Source organism: Corynebacterium sp., assembly GCF_012837295.1.
GTDB lineage: Bacteria > Actinomycetota > Actinomycetes > Mycobacteriales > Mycobacteriaceae > Corynebacterium.
Genome location: NZ_DURI01000230.1, coordinates 1 through 2,061 on the forward strand (window position 1 = coordinate 1; position 2,061 = coordinate 2,061).

The following is a 2,061-nucleotide window of genomic DNA, read 5'->3' on the forward strand; positions in this document are numbered from 1 at the left end:
GGCAATGAGCACAACCGATGACGTGGCCGGCAACGTGAAAACGCCGGAATCCAACGACGAATCGGTATCCACGGAAAGCTCGCACGACAGCGCACCCCTCACACTCGACGACGTACTGAAAACGTCGATGATTGATGCTGCGCAGGTCAGCCAGGATAAGAGCGACCCCGCGGACACTGACGATGGGCGGGCCAACACGGCCCACGAAGACAATTTCAATGCAGAGCACGCGGTGTACGAGACCGCGGACGAGACGGCCGGAAGCGCCGCACATGAGGCCCACAGGGGCCATGAGATGGGTAAATACATGGGTTACGACAACGAGAATTTCCGCGATGAGCAGGGTGCGGAGCTGAACGAGAACACCGGCGAGAACACCACCGCCGAGCAGAACACCGAGAACACCGTCGAGCAGGCGCAGGCCGCTGAGCAGAATGCCGAGCAGGCCCCCGCTGACGAGAACGCCGAGCAGAACGCCGGCGAGCAGAACACCGCGAAGACCGAGAACGCTGAAGCTACCGAAACCGTGAAGGTCGACGAGTCCGAGGTTTCCAACGCCGACGAGGCCCCCTTCGAGGACAACGCCGCCGAGGCCGAGCAGAAGAACGACAAGAAGAAGGCCGACAAGGCCGACAAGGCCGACAATGACGAGCCCCAGGGCCCCGGCTTCGACGAGCTGGACCTGCCCGACGAGGTCGTCGCCGCGGTGACGAAGGTCGGCTACGAGTCGCCGTCGCCGATCCAGGCCGCGACCATCCCGACGCTGATGAGCGGCCGCGACGTCGTCGGCCTGGCGCAGACCGGCACCGGCAAGACCGCCGCCTTCGCGCTGCCGGTCCTCGCCCGCATCGACCGCAAGGTCCGCGCCCCCCAGGCGCTCGTGCTCGCCCCGACCCGCGAGCTGGCGCTCCAGGTCGCCGACTCCTTCCAGTCCTTCGCCGACCACCTCGGCGGCATCTCCGTGCTGCCGATCTACGGCGGCCAGTCCTACGGCATCCAGCTCTCCGGCCTGCGCCGCGGCGCCCAGGTCATCGTGGGCACCCCGGGCCGCGTCATCGACCACCTGCAGAAGGGCTCGCTGGACATCTCCGACCTGCGCTTCCTGGTCCTCGACGAAGCCGACGAGATGCTGAACATGGGCTTCCAGGAAGACGTCGAGCGCATCCTCGCCGACACCCCCGCCGAGAAGCAGGTCGCCCTGTTCTCCGCGACCATGCCGGCCGCGATCCGCCGCCTGTCGAAGCAGTACCTCAATGACCCGCAGGAAATCACGGTCAAGTCGCAGACGCGCACCGCGGACAACATCCGCCAGCGCTTCCTGATGACCGCGCACCGCAACAAGCTCGACGCCCTCACCCGCGTGCTGGAGGTCGAGGAGTTCGAGGCGATGATCGTGTTCGTGCGCACCAAGCACGAGACCGAGGAGCTCGCCGAGAAGCTGCGCGCCCGCGGCTTCACCGCCGCCGCCATCAACGGCGACATCGCGCAGAACCAGCGCGAGCGCACCATCGACCAGCTGAAGAACGGCCGCCTGGACATCCTCGTGGCCACCGACGTCGCCGCCCGCGGCCTGGACGTCGACCGCATCAGCCACGTGGTCAACTTCGACATCCCCCACGACACCGAGTCCTACGTCCACCGCATCGGCCGCACCGGCCGCGCGGGCCGCTCGGGCGAAGCGCTGCTGTTCGTCACCCCGCGCGAGGGCCGCCTGCTGCGCTCCATCGAGCGCGCGACGAAGTCGACCCTGCACGAGATGACGCCGCCGAGCGTCGACGAGGTCAACGACTCGCGCAAGTCGAAGTTCATGGACGCCATCACCGAGGCGCTCGCCGACGACCAGGTCCCGGTCTTCCGCGAGCTGATCCAGTCCTACGCCGACGAGCACGACACCCCGCTGGCCGACATCGCCGCCGCGCTGGCCGCGTCGTCGCAGAACGGCGACTTCCTGATGAAGGAGCCGCCGCGCCGCAAGCGCGACGATCGCGACGGCCGTGGCCGCGACAGCCGCGAGGGCCGTGGCCGCTTCGAGGAGGACCGCGGTGGCCGCGGCGTCCGCGA

Annotated in this window: 1 protein-coding gene; it reads left to right on the plus strand. The window is 68.0% G+C overall.

Translation table 11 applies throughout. The annotated features are described in order from the left end of the window. Positions 1-295: 295 nt before the first annotated feature. On the plus strand, positions 296-2,061 hold a 1,766-nt coding region (locus GX015_RS07560), incomplete at its 3' end, for a DEAD/DEAH box helicase (protein ID WP_291344064.1).